Here is a 23,099-nt window from a genome sequence, read left to right as displayed (position 1 = left end):
ATGACATTAGCAGGTTTGTCAATACGTAGACCAGTTGCTACAACCATGGTTATGATTTCAATGATGTTCATAGGTTTAATGGCAATGTTTTCAATGAAATCAGAGTTACTACCAAATATGGAAATTCCAGTGGTAACTATTAGTACTACATGGAGTGGAGCAGTAGCTGAAGACGTAGAAACACAGATAACTAAAAAGATAGAAGAGATACTTCCAAATGTAGAAGGTATAGATAAGATATCATCAACATCTACATTTGAAAAATCAACAGTGGTTGTAGAGTTTAATTTTGGAATTGATGCGGATGAAAAAACTACAGAAATACAAAGGGAACTTTCTAAAATATCGAATGATTTACCAGATGATGCAGGAACACCAGTAGCAAGAAAAGTTGATGCAGGTGCAGGAAATTTGACCATGATAATGATGTTTTCGGCAGAAAATAGAAATGAACTTAGTACTTTTATAGTAGAGTATTTAACTCCAAAACTAGAAAGTTTAACTGGAATTGGTCAAGTAAATGTATTTGGAAATCCAGATAAACAGCTACAAATTCAGTTTGATAGCGATAAATTAGCAGCATATAATTTATCACCAGTAGAGTTATATAATCTGATTTCAATGTCTAGTAAAAACCTTCCTTTAGGAACAATTCAAACTGGAAATAAGAATATAATAGCTAGATTTATGGGAGAGTTAAATTATATAGATGAATATGAAAATATGATAATTAAAAGTAATGGAAATACATTAAAATTATCAGATGTAGCGAATATAGTATTAACAACAGAAGATTTTACTAATAAGGGATTTTTGTCAGGAAAAGAAGCTATACCAGTAGCTATTGAAAAATCAGCAGATGGAAGTACAATAGAGTTAAATCAAGCAGCTAGTAAAGCTGTAGAAAGTTTGAGATCAGTTATGCCTCCAGGAACAGAATATCAAGTTTTAATGGATTCTTCAGAAGATATTGAAAGTTCAATATCGAGTGTTAGTGGAAATGCTGTGCAAGGGCTTATATTGGCTACTATAGTATTGTTACTATTTTTAAAAAATATTAGAGCTACAGTATTGGTTTCTGTAGCTTTACCAGTGGCGATAATTTTCACATTTGCTTTTTTAGCATTAAATGGGACTTCTCTTAATCTAATCTCTCTTATGGGATTATCGATAGGAGTAGGAATGCTTACAGATAACTCTGTTGTTGTTGTTGATAATATTTATCGTCATATGACAGAGTTGCACTCTCCAGTAATGGAAGCATCTGAAAATGGAGCTACAGAAGTAACACTATCAGTTATAGCATCAGCACTTACAACAATGGTAGTATTTATACCTATATTATTTATACCAGGTATTGCTAGAGAAATATTTAGAGATTTATCATACTCTATTATTTATTCTAATATAGCAGCATTACTAGTTTCATTGACATTAATACCAATGCTAGCAAGTAGGTTTTTAAATAATAAGGTAAATATTACTACGGAAGGGAAAATATTTAGTACAGTAAAAAATAATTATATGAAACTTATTAATTGGGCACTTCATAATAGATTAAAAACTGTAGGAATTTCAATTGTTTTATTTTTAATTTCTATAATGATAGGCCCAAAATTCTTAAAAATGGAATTTTTTCCTAAACAAGATAAAGGAAGATATTCAATAGCTGTAGAATTAGGTAAAGGTTTAGATTTAGAAAAGTCAATATCTATTGCTAATCAAATAGAAGATATAGTTCAAAAGGAAGAGAATACTAAATTTTTCTTTACAGTGGTCCAAAATGATCAATTATCAGTAAACGTAGATGTAGGAAAAAAAGATACTAGAGATATTTCTGTTTTTGAAATAATGAATAAAATCAGGCCAGCAGTTGAAAAAATACCAGATACAAGAATTAGTATGTCAGAAGAATTTTCAATGAGATCTCCATCTAGAGATGTTGAGTTTAATATAGTTGGCGCAAATTTAGAAGAGTTAAAAATAGTTGGAAATAATGTAATAAATAGATTAAAAGAATATCCTGGAGCTGTAGATATAAAATCGACATTGGATCCAGGTAACGTAGAGGCAAGAATAGTATTAAATAGAGAGAAAATAAAAAGCTATGGAGTAGATCCAACAACAGTAGGACAAATATTGAGTTATTCAATATTAGGAGGAAACAGAGGAGATACTGTTACAGTAAAAACAGGAACAGAAGAAATAGATGTATTAGTTAGACTTCCTAAAGATAAAAGAAGGGATATTAATGATATTCAAAATATAAATATAAAAATAGGGGATAATAAATTTATTAAGGTCTCTGATATAGTTGATATAGTATATGCTGAAGGATCTTCAGAGATTAATAAAACTGATAGGATATATAGTGTAACTGTTTCTGCTAATGATAATGGTGTAGGAACGAAAGCTATACAAGATGAAATGGTGAAAGCATTTAATAATTCAAATCCTCCTGCTTCAGTGTCATATAGATGGGGTGGAGACTCTGAAAATTTAAATAATTCAGTTAGTCAATTAGGATTAGCTTTAGGAATATCAATATTTTTGATTTATGCATTGCTAGCAGCACAATTTGAAAATTTTTTGTTACCATTTATCATAATTGGTTCTATCCCTTTAGCATTAGTAGGTATTATTTGGGGGTTAATAGTATTTGGACAAGCTGTTAATGTAATGGTTATGATAGGGATGATACTTCTTGCTGGAGTTGTTGTAAACAATGCTATCGTACTTATTGATTTTATACAACTTACAATAGAAAGAGGTAGTACTAGAACAGAAGCAGTCATAGAATCTTGTAGAACAAGACTTAGACCAATATTAATGACAACGATGACAACAGTATTAGGAATGTTGCCATTATCTTTAGGAATAGGGGAAGGGTCAGAGATATATAGAGGGATGGCAATAACAGTAATGTGTGGATTAACATTCTCAACTTTATTGACTTTGGTTATTATACCTATATTATTTACAATAGTTGAAGATTTTATTGAGAAAATTAGAAAGTTTATAAAAAAAATTTTTCTAAAAAAAATAAATAATTAAACGGGGGAATGATATATGAATAATTTTGATAACTATAAAATGATGATGATTTATATCAATGAGTCACATAAAGCGATGTTGGAAGAGTTTTTTGAAGATATTCATTTCCATTTATATACAGTCCAAAGAAAGGTAGAGAGTGTTTGGAGTGAAAAATTAAAGCACAAAAATACTCAAATATGGCCAGGAACAGATTGTATATTTTTGCTTACTCTTCCAGGAGATAAGATAGAAAATATGTTAAAAATGTTAAAAACTTTTAGAGTCTCATTACCATATGAGATAGTAATGGGAATAGGAGTAATTCCTATGGAAAGAACTATTCCTGATATATCTAGAGAAGGTAGCGTAGAAATAGATGAAGAACTACTTGAAAAATTAAAAAATAAAAAGAAAAAATAATATTTTCTAATCAGATTTCTTATATTAAAATTAGTAAAGAAAAAGGAGAAAATTTTACTAAAAAGTAAAATATTTCTCCTTTTTTGTTATTAAAAATATTATTTTTTATATTTAATAAAAGATTTATAAATTTTTATATTTGACATATTGAGGACATAAAAATAAGCTAATAATACATTACATTTGAAATCTTTCATTTACATTGTGAATAGATTGTGCTAAGATTATAAAAAGAAAATACTTGGAGGGGATTATAGTGAAAGGGATAGTAATGTTATTAATTTTGACTATTATTATTGGTTGTAGTGGTGAGAAGAGCCAGATGGCTAATAATAAAAAAGAAAATATAAAAATTATTAAAAGTATAAATTTAGGTAAGAAAAGTATAACCAATATAAAGAATTACAATGGAGAGTTAAAACCTCGATCGGAAATGAAAATAATTACTACTACAGGTGGGGATATTGAAGAGATATATTTTAAAAATGGAGATAAAGTAAAAAAAGGGGAAGTAATAGCTAGAATATCTAATGCAGATGTAGAAGCAAGTTTTTTTGAGGCACAGGGTCAACTTTTAAAGGCAAAATCTACATATTCAACTGAGAAGATTAGTTTTGAGAAATATAAAAAGCTCTATGAAAAAGAGATAATATCTGAAAATGATTATTTAGCTGTAAAAAATAGATATGAAACAGCACAGGGAGATTTAAAAATAGCAGAGGGGAAATTTTTAAAAGCTAAAGATGATTATGATAGATTGAGAATCATATCTAAAATAGATGGAGTAATAACAGATCTGTTTGTAAAAAAATATGAGAGAGTAGAGAGTGGGAAAGAGATAGTAACTATTGTAGATAGTTCTAAGATGGAAGTGGATATAGCTATCTCTGGAAAAGATATAAAATATAGTGAGCTAGGGAATAAGGCTGAAATATATATAGAGGAACTTGGAATAAGTAGAGAGGGAGTAATAAGTGAGATAAATCTAAGCTCTGATAGTAATAGTAAAAAATACTCTTTAAGATTATTAGTAGATAATGGAGATAATAAAATTTTAAAGGGAATGTATGCAAAGGTAAATTTAGAACAGGGAGAGGTAAGTGGTATCTTTGTTCCTACTAAAGCTGTTATGATAAAGGATTTATACTCATATATAGCTATAGTGAGAGAGGGAAAAGCTACAATATATAGAGTAACACCTAAAGAAACTATTGGAGATATGCAACTGATAGAGTTTGAAGATTACAAAGCTGGAGATAGAGTGGTAGTAGAGGGACAATATCTATTAAATAATAATGATAAGGTAAAGGAGAATTAGTATGAAATCGATACCAGAATTTTCAATAAGAAAGCCAGCTACTACAATAATGTTCCTAATCTCTATGATATTTTTTGGTTATCTAGGACTAAAAAAGATGCCAGTGGAGATGATGCCAAATATAAATAGACCTACTGTAAGAATAAGAGTAAAGTGGGATGGGGCAACTCCATCTGATATGGATAAGATGATAACTAGAAAAATAGAAGAGGTACTACCTAATGTTGAGGGAATAACAGAGTACAGCTCTGAATCAACAGCTGAAACCTCAATGATATATGTAAAATTTAAATATGGTACTGATGTAGAAACAAAAATAACTTTGATACAAAATGAGATAAATCAAATAAGAAAAAAATTCCCAGAGGATATGGACGAACCAACAATAAGAAAAAGTTCATCCTCTGATGTTCCAGCTATTACTTTTTCTATGGCCGGTGGTGATTTAGTAGAGATGAGAAGTTATGTGGAAAGCACTCTTAAACCTATGCTAGAGAGAATAGAGGGAGTATCAGAGATAGAGGTATTTGGAGGAAGAGAGCAAGAGGTAGCAGTAGTAGTAGATCCAGATAAATTAGAAAACTACAATCTAGGTATTATGGATGTATATAACAAGATGGCTAGTGCCAGTGTAAATATTCCAGGAGGGATACTTAGAGAGGGAGAGAAAGAGTACTTAATCAAAGTAGAAGCTGAGATAGAGAGAGCTGATGAGATTAAAGAGATAGTACTTTTGAATAGAGATGGTCATATTTTAAAATTAAAGGATATAGCAGATATAAAAATCTCCCCTAAAGATAGAAGTTCTGTAAGTAGAAAAAATGGAAAAGAAAATATAGTTGTAATAGTTTCTAAAACAGATGAAGGAAATGCAGTTGGAATAGTAAAAAATGTAAAAAAAGTAATGGAGCAAGCTAAGGGCTCATTTCCTATCAATACAGTTATGAACTATGAGTTTGATTCATCTATAACTATAATGAACTCTATAAAAAATGTTCAGTCTAGTGGAATAATGGGACTTTTACTAGCTTCTGGAATACTTTTTGTATTTTTAAAAAGTATATCAGCTACACTTATTATAGCTACTGCAATTCCAATATCTGTAATATTTACATTTTTCCTATTAAATGCTCAAGGGATAACTTTAAATCTGATGTCTTTAATGGGATTATCTCTAGGAATAGGAATGCTAGTAGATAACTCGGTTGTTGTTGTAGATAATATATTTAGACATATATCAGAGTTAGGGAAAAATAGAGTAGCAGCAGCTAGAGATGGAGCAGAGGAGATGGCTTTACCTGTACTTGCTTCTACACTGACTACTGTTGCAGCTTTTCTACCTTTAGTATTCCAAGAGGGGCTTGCTAAAGAGCAGTTCAATAATCTGTGTTATGCTATCTCATACTCATTGTTAGCTTCTTTAGTGATATCACTTACCTTTGTACCTATGATATCTAGTAAGATAATGAATGAGAATAAAAATCTTAATTCAGAGGGAAAATTTTTAAAATCTTTAAGAAAATGGTATGTGGTACTACTTAAGTGGGCAGTGAGAAGAAGAGGAATAGTTGTGGTAATAATGACAGTACTTTTCTTAGGTTCGTTATATGTAGGAAGTAAATTAGGAGGAAGATTTATTCCTACTGTGGACGAGGGAAGATTTGCTGTAGTGGCAAAGCTACCATCTGGAGCTGATGTAAATAAAGGAGATAGAATAGCTAAGATTTTAGAGGAGAGAGTTAAGAGTTTTGACTTTGTAAAAGATTTTACTGTTTCTGGAAGTGGAGCTAGAGCTATTTTAAATATTAATGGAGGATTGAAAACTACTAGGGATAAATCTATGAGTGATATCTTAAGAGAGCTGAGAAAAGTCTATGTAGATATACCAGATGTGGAGATAACTGTAACTCCAGGATATAAATTTGGAGTGAGGGGAATATATGACTTAGAGTTCGAGCTATATTCAGATAATGAAATACAACTTCAATCTATAATTTCAGAATTAAAAGATAGAGTATCTAAAATAGATGGAATAAAAGATGTAACTACCTCTTTTGAAGGTGGAAAACCAGAGGGAAAATTCTATATAGATAGAGAGAAAGCAGAGTACTATGGGTTGAAAATAAGTGATATAGCTCGTATGATACAGGTACAGATACAAGGTGGAGTTCCAATAAAAATAAATAGTGATAATGATGAGATAGATGTAACATTAAAACTTCAACAAATATACAGAGAGTCTACTCAATATATTTTAGATTCTAGAATAACTTTACCTAACGGAAAAAATATAAAGATTTCAGATGTAGCTACTTTTAAAATAGAAGAAGGACCATCTAAATTGGAGAAAAAAGATAAGAGAAAGAAAATAGTATTATATGCTAATCTTGATGATAACCTAGATTTAAAAACAGCACAAAATATGATAGTGGAAACTTTAGAAGAGATGGGAAAACCAGACAGTGTAACCTATGGATATGGTGGTAAGAGTGCTGATATGGCAGAGATGAGTGAACAATTAATCTATACTTTCGGAATAGCAATATTCCTGATCTATTTTATTTTAGTATGGCAATTTGAGTCATTTATTATGCCATTTATAATAATACTTTCTATTCCACTTTCTACTACAGGAGCTTTCTATGCTCTCTATGGAGCTGGGCTAAGTATAGATGCTATGGTATCAGTAGGATTTGTAATGCTAGCTGGTATAGTTGTAAATAATGCTATTGTGTTGATAGATTTTATCAATCTTAGAAGAGAGGCAGGAGATAGTAAAAATAAAGCTATAATAACTTCTGGAAGAACAAGACTTCGTCCAATACTTATGACAACACTTACTACTGTACTTGGAATGCTACCACTTATGTTTAGTAATGGAGAGGGTTCAGAGATGTATAAGGGAATGTCATTTGTAGTGGTATTTGGACTTTCTACTGCAACATTACTAACATTAGTAGTAATACCTGTATTTTATTATTTAATAGATGATTTTACAAGTTTTATAAAAAAATTAAAAATTCAAAACAAAAGCTGATAAGAAAGGGGTAGTATGGAAGATTATTTGACAATAGGGGAGGTTTCTAAGATAACTAAATTGGCAATTTCAACTTTGAGATACTACGATAATGAAGGGATAATATCTCCAAGCTATAAAGACGAAAAAACCAATTATAGATATTATAGATTTTTTCAGATTCCTATTATTAAGATGATAGTTCATCTAAAAAAGTTAGGATTTAGTAATGCTAAAATAAAAAGTTATTTAGAAAATGTTAGCTATTCTCATACTTTAAATTTGATAGATAAAATGATAGAACAAACTCAATTGGAAATAGTAAGACTTCAAAATTTAGAAAAAGAGCTGAAGGAAAATGCTATTCAAATGAAATATCTCATAGATTTAGAAAATAATATAGATAAATTTTTTATTAAGGAAGAAGAAATACGAGGGATATATTCAGATATTGATAAAAATATGAAAGGTGAAGGTATATCTAAAGCTTTTAAAGAAATAAATAAATATTTAATCTCTATAGAAGAGATGTTTATTCCTGCTGGAATGTTTGCTTTTACAGTAAAAAAAGTAGAATTAAAGAAAAAAAGTTATTTCTATGATAGATTAATATTTTTGAAAGATTATGAAGGATATGATAAAAGATGTCATTATTTAAAGCAGAAGTATGTCTGCATAGTATGTCAAACTAAATTTGTGGATATAGGAAAAAATATTGAAAAAACTATAAAGTGGATAGAAAATAATAATCTTAAGATAGTAGGGGATACAATTATTCATATATTGTCTGGACCAGCATTTGAAAAAAATCCATTGGATGTTATGTATATCATAAAGGTTCCAATAGTTAAAAAATAGGTGTTATTTAACACCTATTTTTCTTTCTCTAGTAGATTTGAATCCTAATTCAACTCTATATTTTGTTACTGTTCTTCTTGCTGTAGAATACCCTTTTTCTCTTAATAGAGAAGTTATTTTTTCATCAGATAGAGGAGATTTTTTATCTTCAGAATTAATAAAATCTTCTAAAAGTTTTTTTATTTTTATAGAATTACTATCTACTATAAAAAGGGATTTTATAGAGATAATTCCTTGAGGAGTATCTAAATATTTATCTTTTATGGCTCTTGAAATAGTTGATTCATGTAAATTAAGACTATTGGCAATATCTTTTAAAACAAGAGAATGAAGGAAATTTTTCCCTTTAAAGAAAAAATCCTTTTGTTTAACGATAAGTAGTTCTAGTATATTACTGAGAGTTTGATATCTTTTCTCTAAACATTTCATTATAGTAATAGCAGTGGTAATAGAATTTTTATTAGCAAAAGAGCTATTAAAATAGGAATTATTTATATTTATTTTAGGAATAAGATCTTCATTTATCTTGAAAGTTAGTTTGCCATTTTTAATCTCTATTTTAGCTTCTGGAACTATGTAGTTATTATTGGTATTAACAGTATATCCTCTAGTAGGGATAGGAGAAAGGGTTTTTATTAAATCCAAATAGTTTAAAATATCTTCCTTAGTGATATTTAATTTAGCCTCTATTAGGGAAAAGTTTTGATTAGCTATATCTTCGAGATAATTATCAATAAGCAAGAATAAAATTTTATCAGTGATATTTTTACTTGTGAGTTGTATTTTTAAGCAATCTTTTAAATTTTCAGCTCCAATTCCTATAGGATCTAGAGTATAGATAATTTCAAAGGCTTCTTTAAGTTGTTGACTATTTATATTTAAAAGATTTTTTATTTCTGATTTTGATGTGGCAAGATAACCTCTAGAATCAAGGTTGTTGATAATAAATAGACAGATATTTTTAATTTTAGATGGAATTTTTAAATAACAAAGTTGTTCTTCTAAGTAATCTAAAAGTGTTTCTTCATAACTCACAAAATCTAAAGGAGAAAACTGATCTTTAGATAACGAAACATTAAAGTTTTTATATTTATAATTATTATATGTTATTTCAATAGCTGGATTAGTTACAGCTTCTTTTTCTAGATATTCTTTTAATTGAGACGAAGGCATTTGTAAAATGTTCATAGAAATTTTCATCTCTTTAGTTAATATTAGTTTTGTTTCCTGTTTAATCTTTAAAGAAAAATCCAAATAAACTCCCCCTCATATTTTAGTTAAAAATAGGCTATTACAAATTTTGTAATAGCCTAAGTACTTATTTCTATATATTATTATTTCTTCTCTTTTTCTTCCTCTTCACTTTCCTCTTCAATAACATCAACTAACTCTTTATCGTTGTCATCATTAGAGTTATCAAAGATTTTTGTAGCGAAGTTCATAAGATTTATAATTACATAGAAGAATGAAACTACAAATAAACTATATTTTAATGTTACAATAATTACTAAAATAAATAAACCAGCAAACTTCTTAGGAATAAATGAGAAAGCTTTATCAGGAGTTTTAAATTTTATTGTACTAACCATTAATATAGCAGCTATAATTGTTATAGCCATAAAGATATCTAAATGAAAGAAATTTATATCAAAATTTCTTTGTAAGTAATAACATATTAAGTAATAAGAACATACCATAGCAGCAGCATTAGGAATAGGCATGCCACTGAAGTCTCCTTTTTCATTAGAAGCTATCGTAATAATATTAAATTTAACAAGTCTCATTACACCACAAAGAGCATATATAAATGAAACTGGAACTATAAAAGCACTAGCAGAAGCGTATTGTATAAGGATAGAATATACTAAAATACTTGGAGCTAATCCAAAAGATATAGCGTCACAAAATGAATCGAATTCCTTACCAAATTCACTAAAAGCATCTAATTTTCTTGCTGTTTTTCCATCTAGTCCATCACAAACCATAGCCAGTATTATAAACCAAATAGCTTGAATAAAGTTTCCTTTAATTGATGCTGTAATACTAAGATATCCTAAAAACATATTAGCAGCTGTAATTGCATTGGGCGCAATATACTTTCTTTTTACCATTTTAATTTCATCTCCTTAATAACTATTGTTGTTAAATTTTAACATAAAAATCTAAATTTTTCAATATATCAAAAGGAATAAGTAAAAAATAGTTTGCTATTTTGAAAAAAATTGTATAAAATCAATTTATGTTATAAATGAGAGGAGAGAAATAATTTGGATAGAAAAAAATTTCAAAATATGTTTCCAGGTATTGATGAATTTTTATTAGGAGCTATTTGTGATGATATAGAGTTATGTGAAGAAATAGAGTATCCCGTATATAGTAAATATTTTTATCCACCTCTGGTATGTAAAAAGCTTTCTCAGTTGAATATAGGAAGTATAGAATTTTCTTTGTGTGGGATCAATGAAGATTGTGAAAAAAATATGATAGCTATAAAACCAAAAAGCTTTCCTCATGATGAACTATATTTTCCGGTGAAATATTTTAAGATAATTAACAAATCAAAATTTAAAGAGTTAGAGCATAAACACTACCTTGGTACAATAATGTCTCTCGGAATAAAAAGGGAATTGATGGGAGATTTGATAGTGGAAGATGGTTTTTGTTATGGAATAGTTAGTGATGAAATTTTTGATTTTTTAGTTGAGAATTTAAAAGAGATAGGTAAAAATCCTGTAATAGTAGAAGAAATTAATAAAAGTGAAGTTCCTGGTTTGAAGTTTAAAGAGCTAATAGAGAGTATAAGTTCTGTAAGATTAGATAATATTGTTTCTGTAATGACCAATAGTTCACGGACTAAAGGACAAGAATTGATAGAAGCAGGAGATGTATGTATAAATTATGTAGTAGATAAGGAGAAAAATAATAATTTAAAAGAGGGAGATATAGTCACTATAAGAAAAAAAGGAAAATTTGTATTTAAAAAGATATTAGGTGAGAATAAAAAAGGGAAAATTAGGATACTAATAAAAAAGTTTATCTAGAATAAGACGAGGTGATATTATGAAAAGAAAGATAGGGATAGTAATTGGAGTAATTGTAATTTTATTAGGAGGACTATATTTTTCAAAAAATTATATAATAAAAAAATTTTTAGAAAGTAAATTAACAGAAGTAAATAAAGGAAAGGTAGATATAAAGAGAGTAAGATTTTTTCCACTTAGTAAAAAGATAGTTATAGAAAATATAGATATTACAAGTAGAAAAGATGGAAAGAAAAATTTTGCTTCTATAGGAAAATTTGAAGCAGATTACGATATTTATTTTAAAGAAAAAAAATTTTTAGTAAGTAGAGCTAACTTTAGTGGGATAGAGTTTATGACGCAGAGGTCTAGTGATGGAAGCTTAGGATATCAGTTGGAAGAGAAAAATAATGTAGTAGTTGATAAATCTGGAATAGAAGAAAAAAAAGATAGTCAAGTACAAGATTTAGAAGAGCTTATAAGGGCTAGAGCCAAGGTAAATAAAACTACTCTTCAAAATACGTTAAAACTTCAATATGAGGATATAGAGGAAAAAGTGAGGGAGAAAAGAGAATATTGGAATAATAAAATAGAGAAATTAGAAACAACTCCAGAATACATGATACTCAAGCAAAATTATGAAAAAATATCTCAAGAAAAAAATCCACTAAAGATAATTAGAATGGAAAATGAAATAAAAAATATGGTAACAGCTTTTAAAACTCTAAGTAAAGAATTTTTAAAAAATAGAAATGCTATGGAAGAGGATTTTAAAACGATTATAAATGTTAATGAGATGAATAAAAAGCTTGAAACTACTGTAAATGAATTAGTAGGAAGAGGCGAGTTTGTGATAAATGATTTAGATTCCATTATTAATTATTACTTAAATGAAATTTATGGAGATGAGATAAAGGATATAGTAGTAAAATATAGAAATGTCATGAGGGAGATAGAGTTAAGAAAGGATGAAGATGTAAAACTTCAAGATATATGGGAAGTATTTATTGAAGAGGTTACAGTGAGCTCTAAAGTCTACGGAATAGAGTTGAAAGGTGAAGTAAAGAATATCTCAAGTAGGCTTTCAAAAAATAAGACAAATATTGAAATTTACTTAACAGCTGATTCAGATACAAGTCATGGAGAAATTTATGGATATGTTGATTTAAATAAAATCCAAGGAAAGATAAATACAAAAATATCTAATTTCAATTTTAAGGATTTAAAAGAGATGGAGATCTTACATAGATATGTAGAAGCTGGAGAAGCATCTTTAGAAAAAGAGATAGTTCTTAGTAGAGATAATATAGATATTATTGGAAATGTAGAGATACAGGATATGTCCTTAAATAGTGATGAGATAACAGGAAAATTAAATATTGCTAGTCCACTGTTAAAAGCTATGATAAAGCCGTTATTAAAGGATTTAAAAAGTGGAAATATAGGCTATAGCTATAACTCTTTAGATGGGAAATTAGTGATAAAAAGTGATTTATCTCAGGAGATAATGAATATATTAAATGATAAGGATGGAAGCGTAAAGAAAAAAATAATAAAAGATATGATAAAAGAGGGAAAAGAAGAGATTGAAGATTATAACAATACTTTAAATAATGGAAATCAAAATAGTTTAAAAGAATTAGAAGGAAAATTAAATGAAAAATTAAAATATTTAGATAAAGTACAAGAAGCTTTAGATAAATTTAATATAGGTGGAGTATTAAGAAATATTTAGAAAAAATCATTGACGTAATTTAAAATTGTTGATATAATGAGTTGTCATGGAAATCAAAGAGGAATCTTGTGGCATAATAGTATCGAACCGTGTCAGATCCGGAAGGAAGCAGCACTAAGGTATTTATTGTGGGTATAGGAATTGCTTCTCTGATTTTCATGGCTTTTTTTATAAGTAAGGGGGATTTTTGTGTATAAGATATATGATCTAAAAGAGTTGAAAAAGAATGTGAATGATATTAAAGAAATAGATAGTGAATTTATTGAAAAACTGGATGGAAGCTACTTTGTAATCCAGTTGCATGAAAAATTTATTGGATATATTTTAGTTGAAGAAGATGGAAAAAACTATAATATAAAGAGAATTTTTGTAAGAGCTGGAATGAGATATAAATCTTATGGAATGAAGCTTATAAAGTTTTTGATTAATCATGGGATCAGTGAGAAAAAAGAAAAAATAATATGCAGTGATTTAACAAAAAAAGATTTTTTTAAAAAGAGTGGATTTAAAGAAAATGGAGATATTTTGGAACTTGATAATATTCAGAGAGAAATCTTAAGAATGAAAGAGGGAAAAAAAGTAGTAATTTCTTCAATATTTCAAAATATTTTTCTTGCAGTTATAAAAATTCTAGGGGGAATATATGGAAATTCTAGAGCCTTAGTATCAGATGGAATAAACTCTCTTTCAGATGTTGGAAGTTCAATTGCGATCCTTTTAGGGATATATTTTAGTAATAAACCTGCAGATGAAGAGCACCCTTATGGTCATGAAAAAATAGAAAGTATAATAGGAAATATGTTAGGAGTATTTTTACTTCTCACTGCTTTTGAATTGGGCAAAGGAAGTATAGAATTTTTAATAAAGGGAGAAGATTTATTTATTCCAAGTTACGTAACAATTATTTGGGCATTTATTTCTATGATAGTAAAGTTTTTTATGTATAGGTATAAGCTAAAGGTTGGAAAAGCAACAGATAACAGTGCTTTAATAGCTGATGCTAAAGACAGTAAAAGTGATGTTTATTCATCTGCTGGAGTTATTTTTGGAATCTGTATGTCTATATGGATATCTCCAATATTTGATGTTATTGTAAGTTTAATAGTAGCTATCTTAATTTTTAAGGAAGGAATATCTATTATATTTGAAACATCTAATTTAATTCTTGATAAACAAGATAAAGAGTTTATAAAGGAAATAGAGAGATATTTAAATGAAAATGAAAGTATAGAAAATGTACATGATATATTTATGAGAAAATCAGGAGATAAAATATTTTTATCTATGCATATAAGAGTTCCAAAGGAGATGTCAGTATATGAAGCTCATAATATAATAGATAGTATAAGAGATGGGATAGTTTTAGACTTTGAAAATGTAAAGGATGTAATGATACATGTTGATTATTTACATTAGAATAATTACTTTAAAATTTTTTCAAATTTATTAAAATAGACATGATAACGGTTGTTATGGTATAATTGATAATTGAAAAGGAGTGGAAAATTAATGAGCGTATTAGATAAATTAAATGATAAGCAGAGGGAGGCTGCTGCTAAGATAGAGGGAGCTCTTCTTATATTAGCAGGTGCAGGTTCTGGAAAGACTAGAACTATTACCTATAGGATAGCTCATATGATAGATGAGATAGGGATATCTCCTTATAAAATCCTAGCTGTAACATTTACTAATAAGGCAGCTAAGGAGATGAAGGAGAGAGTGGAATCTCTAGTAGGAGAGGACGCTAAAAGAGTTATGATATCTACATTCCACTCATTTGGACTTAGACTGCTAAGAGTGTATGGAGATAGATTAGGATACAATGCTAACTTTACTATCTATGATACAGATGACCAAAAGAGAGTAGCTAAAAATATAATGAAAGATTTAGTAGTAAAGGATAAAAGTTTAAAAGAGGGATTGGTAGCCTCTATTATCTCAAAATTAAAAGAGAATGGAATATCCCCTAATGAGTATGAGACAACTGAAAAGTATAATGACAATGGAAAGATAGTAGCAGAGGTATATAGAAGATATAACTCTGTACTTAAAAATAATAATGCAATGGACTTTTCAGATATCTTAGTAAATACAGATAGGTTATTAGATATTCCAGATGTACTAGATAAGGTACAGGAGAAATTTAGATATGTAATGGTAGATGAGTACCAAGATACAAATAATATTCAGTATAAGATAGTGAATAAGATAGCTAAAAAATATGGGAATATCTGTGTAGTAGGTGATGAAAACCAAAGTATTTATGGATTTAGAGGAGCAAATATCCAAAATATCCTAGATTTTGAAAAGGATTATCCAAATACAACAGTGGTAAAGTTAGAAGAGAACTATCGTTCTACCTCTGTAATACTAGATGCTGCGAACTCTGTAATCAGAAACAACTTAAGTGCTAGAGATAAAAAGCTATGGACTAAGAAGACAGTGGGAGAAAAAATCACTGTGGAAGGTTGTTATGATGGAAGAGAGGAAGCTGGATTTGTAGTTGGAGAGATAATCAAAGGAAAAGCTAAGGGAGCTAAGTACAAAGATTTTACAATCCTGTATAGAACCAATGCTCAATCGAGAATGTTTGAGGAAAAACTACTTCGTGAAAATATCCCTTATAAGATTTTTGGTGGAATGCAATTCTATCAAAGAGCAGAGATAAAAGATATTGTAGCTTATCTAGCAGTAATTAATAATACTACTGATAACTTAAACCTAGTAAGAATCTTAAATGTACCAAAAAGAAAGATAGGAGATAAGACAGTAGAGAAGATAGAAGATTTTGCTAAAGAACAAAACCTTTCACTATTCAGTGCATTGGGAAGAGCTAACGAGATAGCTGGACTAAGTGCTAACCTAAAGATAACTCTTTTAGATTTTTACAATATGATGAGAGAGTTTATTGAGTTAAGTGAAGGGATAAATGTTTCTGAGCTATTTGATACAATAGTGAGAGAAATAAAATATAATGATTATCTAATAGCTAACTATGAGGACTATGAAGCTAGAAAAGAGAATATAGAGGAGTTGAAAAATTCAATAGTAGAATTGGAGAAGGTAGTAGAAAATCTTACTTTGAGAGAGTACCTTGAAAATATTTCACTAGTCAGTGCAACAGATAACCTTGAAGATGAAAAAGATTATGTAAAACTTATGACTATACACAACTCTAAAGGACTTGAGTTTCCTACTGTATTTGTAGTTGGAGTAGAGGAAGGACTGTTCCCTGGAAGTAGAGCAGACTTTGATAGCAATGAGCTAGAGGAAGAAAGAAGACTTTGCTATGTGGCTATCACTAGAGCAGAGGATAAACTCTATATGACATATGCTAAGAGTAGAATGATGTATGGAAATGAGGACTGGAGTAGAGAGCCATCAAGATTTTTAGATGAGATACCTAAGGAGCTAATAGAGAGAGCAACTCCAGTAGTTACTGAGTATGTACCTAAAACTGAGAAAGGAAACTTTATTACAGAGAGAGCTTTCAAAAAGATGATAACTATTGAGGATTTAAACAAAACAGCTAAAAACTTCCCATATTCTATAGGAGAGAAGGTTATGCATAAAAAATTTGGTCTAGGAGTAGTTAAATCTGTAAATGACAAAAAGGTTGAGATAAACTTTGTAGATGGAAAAAGAGAGATTGCTATGGCAGTAGCTGAAAAATTCTTAACTAAGTGTTAAAACACTTCGTTAGAAAGAAAACCAATTATTATATTAAATTGATTAGAAATTATGAATAACTCTCGTTCAAAGAATAAAGAGTAGCTAGAGCTGTACTCACTAAAAACGCAAAACTCACTTCGTTCAAACAGTTGCGTTTTTTAGTGTTCGTTCTCGCTAAGCTACTCTAATTATTCTTTTCAATCTCCGTTATTCTATAATTTCAATTAGAATATTTAGATTTTTTATTGGTTTTCTTTCATGAATTTCAATACAAAAGGGAGGGAGCAATGAAAAGAAAAACAATAGCTAAAGAGATAGAGTATATCGGTATTGGACTCCACAAAGGAGAGAATATAAAGATGAGATTACTTCCAAGTGAAAATGGAATAATCTTTAAAAGAGTGGATTTAGAAGAGGGAAAAAATGAGATAACTTTAGATATAGCTAATACCTTTGATTTAACTCGTGGAACAAATCTACAAAATGAATATGGAGCAAAGGTACATACAATAGAGCATTTTCTATCAGCTCTTTATGCATTGGATATTACAGACTTAGTGGTGGAATTAGATGGAAATGAGCTACCTATCTGTGATGGAAGTGCAAAAGTATTTATAGAGATATTTGAAGAGGTTGGACTAAAGGAGTTAGACTCAGAAGTAGAGCCATTAGTAGTAAAAGAGCCTATCTATTTAACAGTTGAAGATAAAAATGTAATAGCTTTGCCATATGATGGATATAAGCTAACTTATGCTATTAGATTTGAGCACACATTTTTAAAATCTCAATTGGCAGAGTTTGAAGTAAATTTAGAAAACTACAAAAAAGAGATAGCACCAGCTAGAACTTTTGGTTTTGATTATGAGATAGAGTATCTAAAGAAAAATAATCTAGCACTAGGTGGAACACTAGATAATGCTATTGTTATAAAAAAAGATGGGGTATTAAATCCAAGTGGACTTAGATTTGAAGATGAGTTTGTAAGACATAAGATGTTGGATATTATTGGAGATTTAAAAATACTGAATAGACCAATAAGAGCACATATCATAGCTATAAAAGCTGGACACGCTTTAGATATAGAGTTTGCAAAATTACTAAAAAACATGTAAAATATAAATAAGATAACTAGAGGAGGAAAAAAATATGTTAAATACTTTAGAAATAATGGAAAGAATACCACATAGATATCCATTCCTATTAGTGGATAGAATCATTGATGTAAACAAAGAGGAGCAAAAAATAAAAGGACTTAAAAATGTAACTATCAATGAGGAGTTCTTCAATGGACACTTTCCAGGACACCCTATTATGCCAGGAGTACTAATAGTAGAGGGAATGGCTCAATGTTTAGGAGTACTTGTAATGGAAGGAATAGAGGGAAAAGTTCCTTACTTCGTAGGTGTGGAGAGTGCAAAATTTAAATCTCCAATTAGACCTGGAGATCAAATTATTTATGAAGTAGAAGTAGAAAAAATCAAAAGAAACTTCGTAAAAGCTCACGGAAAAGCTTTAGTAGATGGAAATATTGCTTGTGAAGCAAGCTTTACTTTTTGTATAGCAGATAAATAATAGACGGGAGGCAATTATGATAGATATTCATAATACTGCTATAATTGAAGAGGGTGCCATAATAGAAGATGGAGTACAGATAGGACCATATTGTATAATCGGTAAAGATGTAAAAATTGGTAAAAATACTACAATTCAATCTCATGTTGTAATAGAAGGAATAACAGAGATAGGAGAAAATAATACTATCTATTCTTTTGTTTCTATAGGAAAAGCATCTCAAGACTTAAAATATAAAGGAGAACCTACTAAAACTATAATTGGAAACAACAATACTATCAGAGAGTTTGTAACTATTCATAGAGGAACAGATGATAGATGGGAAACTAGAATAGGAAATGGAAATCTTATTATGGCATATGTCCATGTGGCACATGATGTTATTATAGGAGATGGTTGTATATTCTCTAACAATGCTACACTAGCAGGGCATGTGGTAGTAGATAGCTACGCAATAGTAGGAGGACTTACACCAATACACCAATTTTGTAGAATAGGTTCTTACTCTATGACAGGGGGAGCTAGTGCTGTAAACCAAGATATATGTCCATTTATATTAGCAGAAGGTAACAAAGCTATACCTAGAGGGTTAAATAGTGTAGGACTTAGAAGAAGAGGATTTACAGATGAGGAAATAAGTAGACTTAAAAAAGCTTATAAGATAGTGTTCAGAAGTGGACTTCCTCTAAAAGATGCTCTTGCTCAAATAGAGGCAGAGATAGAACAAGATAGAAATATAACATACTTTGTAAATTTTATAAAAAATAGTAATAGAGGTATAGCTAAATAATGAAAAAAATTGGAATAATAGTTGGCAATGGGAAATTACCTATCTATTTTCTTAAAGAGGCTGAAAAACAGAATATTGATGTTTTTCCCCTAGGGCTATTTGATACCATAGATGATAGAATAAAGGCTCATAAAAATTTTGTGTCTTTTAATATTGGAGAAGTGGGAAGTATTGTAAAGTACTTCCTACTAAATGATATTGATGAGATAGTTATGTTGGGGAAAGTTGAAAAAGATATAATATTTAAAGATATAAAATTAGATAGATTTGGAGAGGAACTTCTGAAGAGATTGCCAGATAGAAAAGATGAAACTCTCCTTTTTGCAGTTATAGGATTTTTTAGATTAAATGGAATAAAGGTGTTACCTCAAAATCATCTTTTGGAAAACTTTATGTTTAGAGATGAGTGTTATACTAAGATAGTACCTAGTGATGAGGATAGAAAAACCATAAAGATAGGAATAGAGGCAGCTAAGGCTCTAAGTGAAGTGGATGCTGGACAGACTGTGGTGTGTAAAGATTCATCAGTAGTGGCATTAGAGGGGATAGAGGGAACAGATAAGACAATAAAAAGAGCTGGAGAGCTAGCTGGTAGTGGGTGTATTATTGTGAAGATGTCAAGACCTCAACAGGATATGAGGGTAGATATACCAGCTGTAGGAATAGAGACAATAAAAAGGGCTATAGAGATAGGAGCTAGAGGAATTGTTGGAGAAGCAGGGAGAATGCTTTTTTTAAATAGAGATGAGGCTATAAGATTAGCAGAGGAAAACTCTCTATTTATCCTCGGAATAAAAGTTTGATAGGAGATAGTTATGAAATTTTTTGTATCAACTGGGGAAGTTTCTGGGGACTTACATCTTTCATATTTAGTGAAAGCTATCAAGAAAAAATATAGAGATGTAGAGTTTTATGGAGTTGCAGGTAGACATAGTAGAAATGTTGGAGTAGAGGTTATCCAAGATATAGATGAGCTTGCAATAATGGGATTTACTGAGGTGTTGAAAAAATATAGCTTTTTGAAGAGAAAAGCTAATGAGTATATAGATTTTATAAAAAAAGAGAATATAAAAAAGGTTATCCTAGTAGATTATGGAGGATTTAACCTAAAATTTTTGGAGCTATTAAAGCAGGAGATAGAGGATATAGAGGTGTACTACTATATTCCACCAAAGCTTTGGATATGGGGAGAAAAGAGAATAAAAAAACTTATAAAAGCTGACCATATTATGGTAATCTTTCCTTGGGAGGTAGATTTCTATAAAAAGCACGGGGTAGATGCTATATATTATGGAAATCCTTTTGTAGATAAATACATAGTGGAAAAAAGAAGTGAGGAGTATATCCTTCTTTTACCAGGAAGTAGAAAGCAGGAGATAAAGACTCTTTTACCTACTATGTTGGAGATAGTAAAAAGAGACGAGAGTAGAAAATTTTTACTAAAGCTTTCAAGTAGAGAGCATCTAAAATGGATAGATGAGGATTTGACAAAATATCCAAATCTTACCCTTGAATTTGAGAAAAAACTTTCAGAGTGTGTAAAAAAATCTAAGATGGCTATAGCTGCCTCTGGAACTGTAACTTTGGAGCTTGCTCTTATGGGACTACCTACAATAGTGGTGTATAAGACAGGATTTATTAACGCATTTATAGCTAGACATATTTTAAAAATTGCCTTTGTTTCTCTACCAAATCTTGCTTTAGGTAGAGAGGTATTTCCAGAGCTTTTACAAGAGAGATGTACTGTAGAAGAGATAGAAAAGTATTTAAAAAAAATAGAAGATAATAAAGAAAAAATACAAGAAGACATAAAAGAGGTAAGAGAAAAACTTTCAGGAAGAAGTGTAATAGAAAATTATACAAATTTTCTGGTGAAGGGAGAAAGATGAGACTAAATTTATTTCAAAATAAATCGTTAAATACATTCTTAAGATACAGTTTTAAATATAAATGGGCAATGGTAGCTGTAATACTCATGTCTATATTGACTTCATCAATGGGAGCTGTACCAGCATGGCTTAGTAAATATCTAATAGATGATGTATTAGTAAAAAAAGATCCTAAGATGATGGTAATTGTAATATCTGCAATTTTTGTATCGACAGTTATAAAAGTAGTATCAGCTTATTATGCTAGTATTTCATCAAATTATGTAACTGAAACTATTAAAAGAGATATAAAAATAGATGTTTTTAATCATTTACAGAAGCTTCCTATTTCTTACTTTAGAAAAAATAAATTAGGAGATATAATGGCAAGATTAACTGGAGATTCTTCTACATTAGGAAGAATAGGATTTATACTTTTTGATATGCTAAAGGAGTTTATAACAGTTGTAGCTTTAGTATTTAGAATGTTCCAAGTAGATTGGATATTAGCTTTAGTATCACTTACAGTTATGCCGTTTATAATTAGTACTGTAAAAAAATATACTAAGAAAATTAGAAAATCTGGAAGAATTAGACAAGATACATCGGGAGCTGTTGCAGCTTTCATTCAAGAAAGCTTATCTGGAATATTTGTAATCAAAGCTTTCAATAACAGTGATATGATTATTGATAGATTTAAAGAGATAAGTATGGATGAGTTTCAAAAATCATATAAGAGTACTAAGATAAAGGCAAAAGTATCTCCAATCAACGAAGTTATAACAACTTTTATGGTTGTTTTGGTAGCTGCTTATGGGGGATATCAAATAGTTATTACTAAAACTATGTCTCCAGGAGATTTAATATCTTTTGTTACAGCTATGGGACTTATGAGTCAGCCATTAAAAAGGTTAATATCTAAAAATAATGATGTACAAGAAGCTATACCGTCAGCTGATAGAGTAATAGAAATATTGGATATACCTATTGAAACAGACTACTATGGAGAAGAGATAGAGTTAAAAGGAAAAATACAAGATATAAAGTTTGAAAATGTATTTTTTGCTTATGATGATGCCAAAAGTAATGCACTAAAAAATATAAATTTAGAGATAAAAGCTGGAGATGTTATAGCTTTTGTAGGTAAGAGTGGAAGCGGAAAAACTACTATGGTAAATTTACTCCCTAGATTTTTTGAAACTACTGCAGGAAGATTACTTATTAATGGACAGGATATAAAAAATATCTCTTTGAAAAAATATAGAGATTTAATAGGGATAGTTCCTCAAGAGAGTTTTCTATTCTCTGGGACAATATCTGAAAATATTTCCTTTGGTAAGGAAAATGTGTCTCAAGAAGAGATAATAAAAGCAGCTAAGATGGCAAATGCCTATGAATTTATAATGGATTTACCTGAAGGATTTGAAACCGAAGTAGGAGAGAGAGGAGTGATGCTATCTGGAGGACAAAAGCAAAGAATAGCAATAGCTAGAGCCCTAATTCAAAATCCTGAGATACTTATACTAGATGAGGCAACATCTGCTCTAGACACTGAATCAGAAAGACTTGTACAGGATGCCTTAGATAGACTTATGGTAAATAGAACGACATTTGTAATAGCTCATAGACTTTCTACTATTATCAATGCTGATAAGATAGTGGTAATGGAAAATGGTAGAATAAAAGAGGTGGGAAGACACCAAGATTTATTAGATAAAAATGGAATTTATAAACATTTTTATGATATACAATTTGGAAAAGAAGTAAAACAAAGAGATGAAATGAAAATATAGG

Annotated in this window: 17 protein-coding genes and 1 other RNA gene; 16 read left to right on the top strand and 2 right to left on the bottom strand. The window is 29.5% G+C overall.

Translation table 11 applies throughout. The features are described 5' to 3' along the window. The 5 genes from DYA59_RS05860 (at position 1) to DYA59_RS05840 (ending at position 8,648) form a co-directional block, all read left to right on the top strand. Entirely contained in the window at positions 1-3,054 is a 3,054-nt protein-coding gene (locus tag DYA59_RS05860) for an efflux RND transporter permease subunit (protein ID WP_115270299.1), read from the top strand. A gap of 15 nt (positions 3,055-3,069) precedes the next feature. Continuing rightward, positions 3,070-3,456, top strand: coding sequence for a PG0541 family transporter-associated protein (locus tag DYA59_RS05855; RefSeq protein WP_115270297.1), 387 nt, complete (start codon positions 3,070-3,072; stop codon positions 3,454-3,456). 256 nt (positions 3,457-3,712) lie between these two features. Beyond that, positions 3,713-4,774: an efflux RND transporter periplasmic adaptor subunit gene (locus DYA59_RS05850; RefSeq protein WP_115270295.1), complete on the top strand. Its 1,062-nt coding sequence runs from the start codon at positions 3,713-3,715 to the stop codon at positions 4,772-4,774. Position 4,775: 1 nt separating this feature from the next. Next, positions 4,776-7,811 (top strand): efflux RND transporter permease subunit, encoded by a 3,036-nt coding sequence (locus tag DYA59_RS05845; protein ID WP_115270293.1) that lies wholly within the window; start codon positions 4,776-4,778, stop codon positions 7,809-7,811. Between the two features lie 15 nt (positions 7,812-7,826). Further along, positions 7,827-8,648 (top strand): MerR family transcriptional regulator, encoded by an 822-nt coding sequence (locus tag DYA59_RS05840; protein WP_115270291.1) that lies wholly within the window; start codon positions 7,827-7,829, stop codon positions 8,646-8,648. A 3-nt stretch (positions 8,649-8,651) separates the two neighbouring features. Here DYA59_RS05840 and rpoN read toward each other — a convergent pair whose 3' ends face one another. Together rpoN and pssA are read right to left on the bottom strand one after the other, a co-directional pair. Then, entirely contained in the window at positions 8,652-9,902 is a 1,251-nt protein-coding gene (gene rpoN / locus DYA59_RS05835; RefSeq protein ID WP_115270289.1) for an RNA polymerase factor sigma-54, read from the bottom strand. A gap of 80 nt (positions 9,903-9,982) precedes the next feature. Next, a complete protein-coding gene (gene pssA, locus DYA59_RS05830) occupies positions 9,983-10,759 on the bottom strand; it encodes a CDP-diacylglycerol--serine O-phosphatidyltransferase (RefSeq protein WP_115270287.1) in 777 nt (258 codons plus the stop codon). 156 nt (positions 10,760-10,915) lie between these two features. On the opposite strand from pssA, the gene DYA59_RS05825 reads away from it, so the two are divergent. The 11 genes from DYA59_RS05825 to DYA59_RS05775 all read left to right on the top strand — a co-directional run bounded on the left by DYA59_RS05825 (position 10,916) and on the right by DYA59_RS05775 (position 23,098). After that, complete coding sequence (locus DYA59_RS05825; protein ID WP_115270285.1) at positions 10,916-11,689, top strand: YlmH family RNA-binding protein; 774 nt, start codon at positions 10,916-10,918, stop codon at positions 11,687-11,689. Positions 11,690-11,708: 19 nt separating this feature from the next. After that, positions 11,709-13,403, top strand: coding sequence for a hypothetical protein (locus DYA59_RS05820; RefSeq protein WP_115270283.1), 1,695 nt, complete (start codon positions 11,709-11,711; stop codon positions 13,401-13,403). A gap of 55 nt (positions 13,404-13,458) precedes the next feature. Further along, an RNA gene (gene ffs, locus DYA59_RS05815) (signal recognition particle sRNA small type) lies at positions 13,459-13,557 on the top strand. A gap of 35 nt (positions 13,558-13,592) precedes the next feature. Further along, entirely contained in the window at positions 13,593-14,819 is a 1,227-nt protein-coding gene (locus tag DYA59_RS05810; protein ID WP_115270281.1) for a GNAT family N-acetyltransferase, read from the top strand. Between the two features lie 93 nt (positions 14,820-14,912). Then, complete coding sequence (locus tag DYA59_RS05805; RefSeq protein WP_115270279.1) at positions 14,913-17,093, top strand: ATP-dependent helicase; 2,181 nt, start codon at positions 14,913-14,915, stop codon at positions 17,091-17,093. 269 nt (positions 17,094-17,362) lie between these two features. Then, entirely contained in the window at positions 17,363-18,187 is an 825-nt protein-coding gene (gene lpxC / locus DYA59_RS05800) for a UDP-3-O-acyl-N-acetylglucosamine deacetylase (protein WP_115270277.1), read from the top strand. A 34-nt stretch (positions 18,188-18,221) separates the two neighbouring features. Next, the gene (fabZ, locus tag DYA59_RS05795; protein ID WP_115270275.1) at positions 18,222-18,647 is read left to right on the top strand and encodes a 3-hydroxyacyl-ACP dehydratase FabZ; all 426 of its coding nucleotides are present in this window, start codon (positions 18,222-18,224) and stop codon (positions 18,645-18,647) included. A gap of 16 nt (positions 18,648-18,663) precedes the next feature. Continuing rightward, the gene (gene lpxA, locus DYA59_RS05790; protein WP_115270273.1) at positions 18,664-19,437 is read left to right on the top strand and encodes an acyl-ACP--UDP-N-acetylglucosamine O-acyltransferase; all 774 of its coding nucleotides are present in this window, start codon (positions 18,664-18,666) and stop codon (positions 19,435-19,437) included. Continuing rightward, the gene (locus tag DYA59_RS05785; RefSeq protein WP_115270271.1) at positions 19,437-20,240 is read left to right on the top strand and encodes an LpxI family protein; all 804 of its coding nucleotides are present in this window, start codon (positions 19,437-19,439) and stop codon (positions 20,238-20,240) included. The genes lpxA and DYA59_RS05785 overlap by 1 nt, the downstream gene beginning before the upstream one ends. A 12-nt stretch (positions 20,241-20,252) precedes the next feature. After that, positions 20,253-21,326, top strand: a complete 1,074-nt coding sequence (gene lpxB / locus DYA59_RS05780; RefSeq protein WP_115270269.1) for a lipid-A-disaccharide synthase — start codon at positions 20,253-20,255, stop codon at positions 21,324-21,326. Beyond that, positions 21,323-23,098 carry an ABC transporter ATP-binding protein gene (locus tag DYA59_RS05775; RefSeq protein WP_115270267.1) on the top strand — a complete coding sequence of 592 codons (1,776 nt, stop codon included), beginning with the start codon at positions 21,323-21,325 and terminating at the stop codon, positions 23,096-23,098. The genes lpxB and DYA59_RS05775 overlap by 4 nt, the downstream gene beginning before the upstream one ends. The last annotated feature ends 1 nt before the right edge of the window (position 23,099 follow it).

This window comes from Fusobacterium necrogenes, from assembly GCF_900450765.1.
Taxonomy (GTDB): Bacteria; Fusobacteriota; Fusobacteriia; order Fusobacteriales; family Fusobacteriaceae; genus Fusobacterium_A; species Fusobacterium_A necrogenes.
This window is presented reverse-complemented; position numbering and strand designations above follow the sequence as displayed.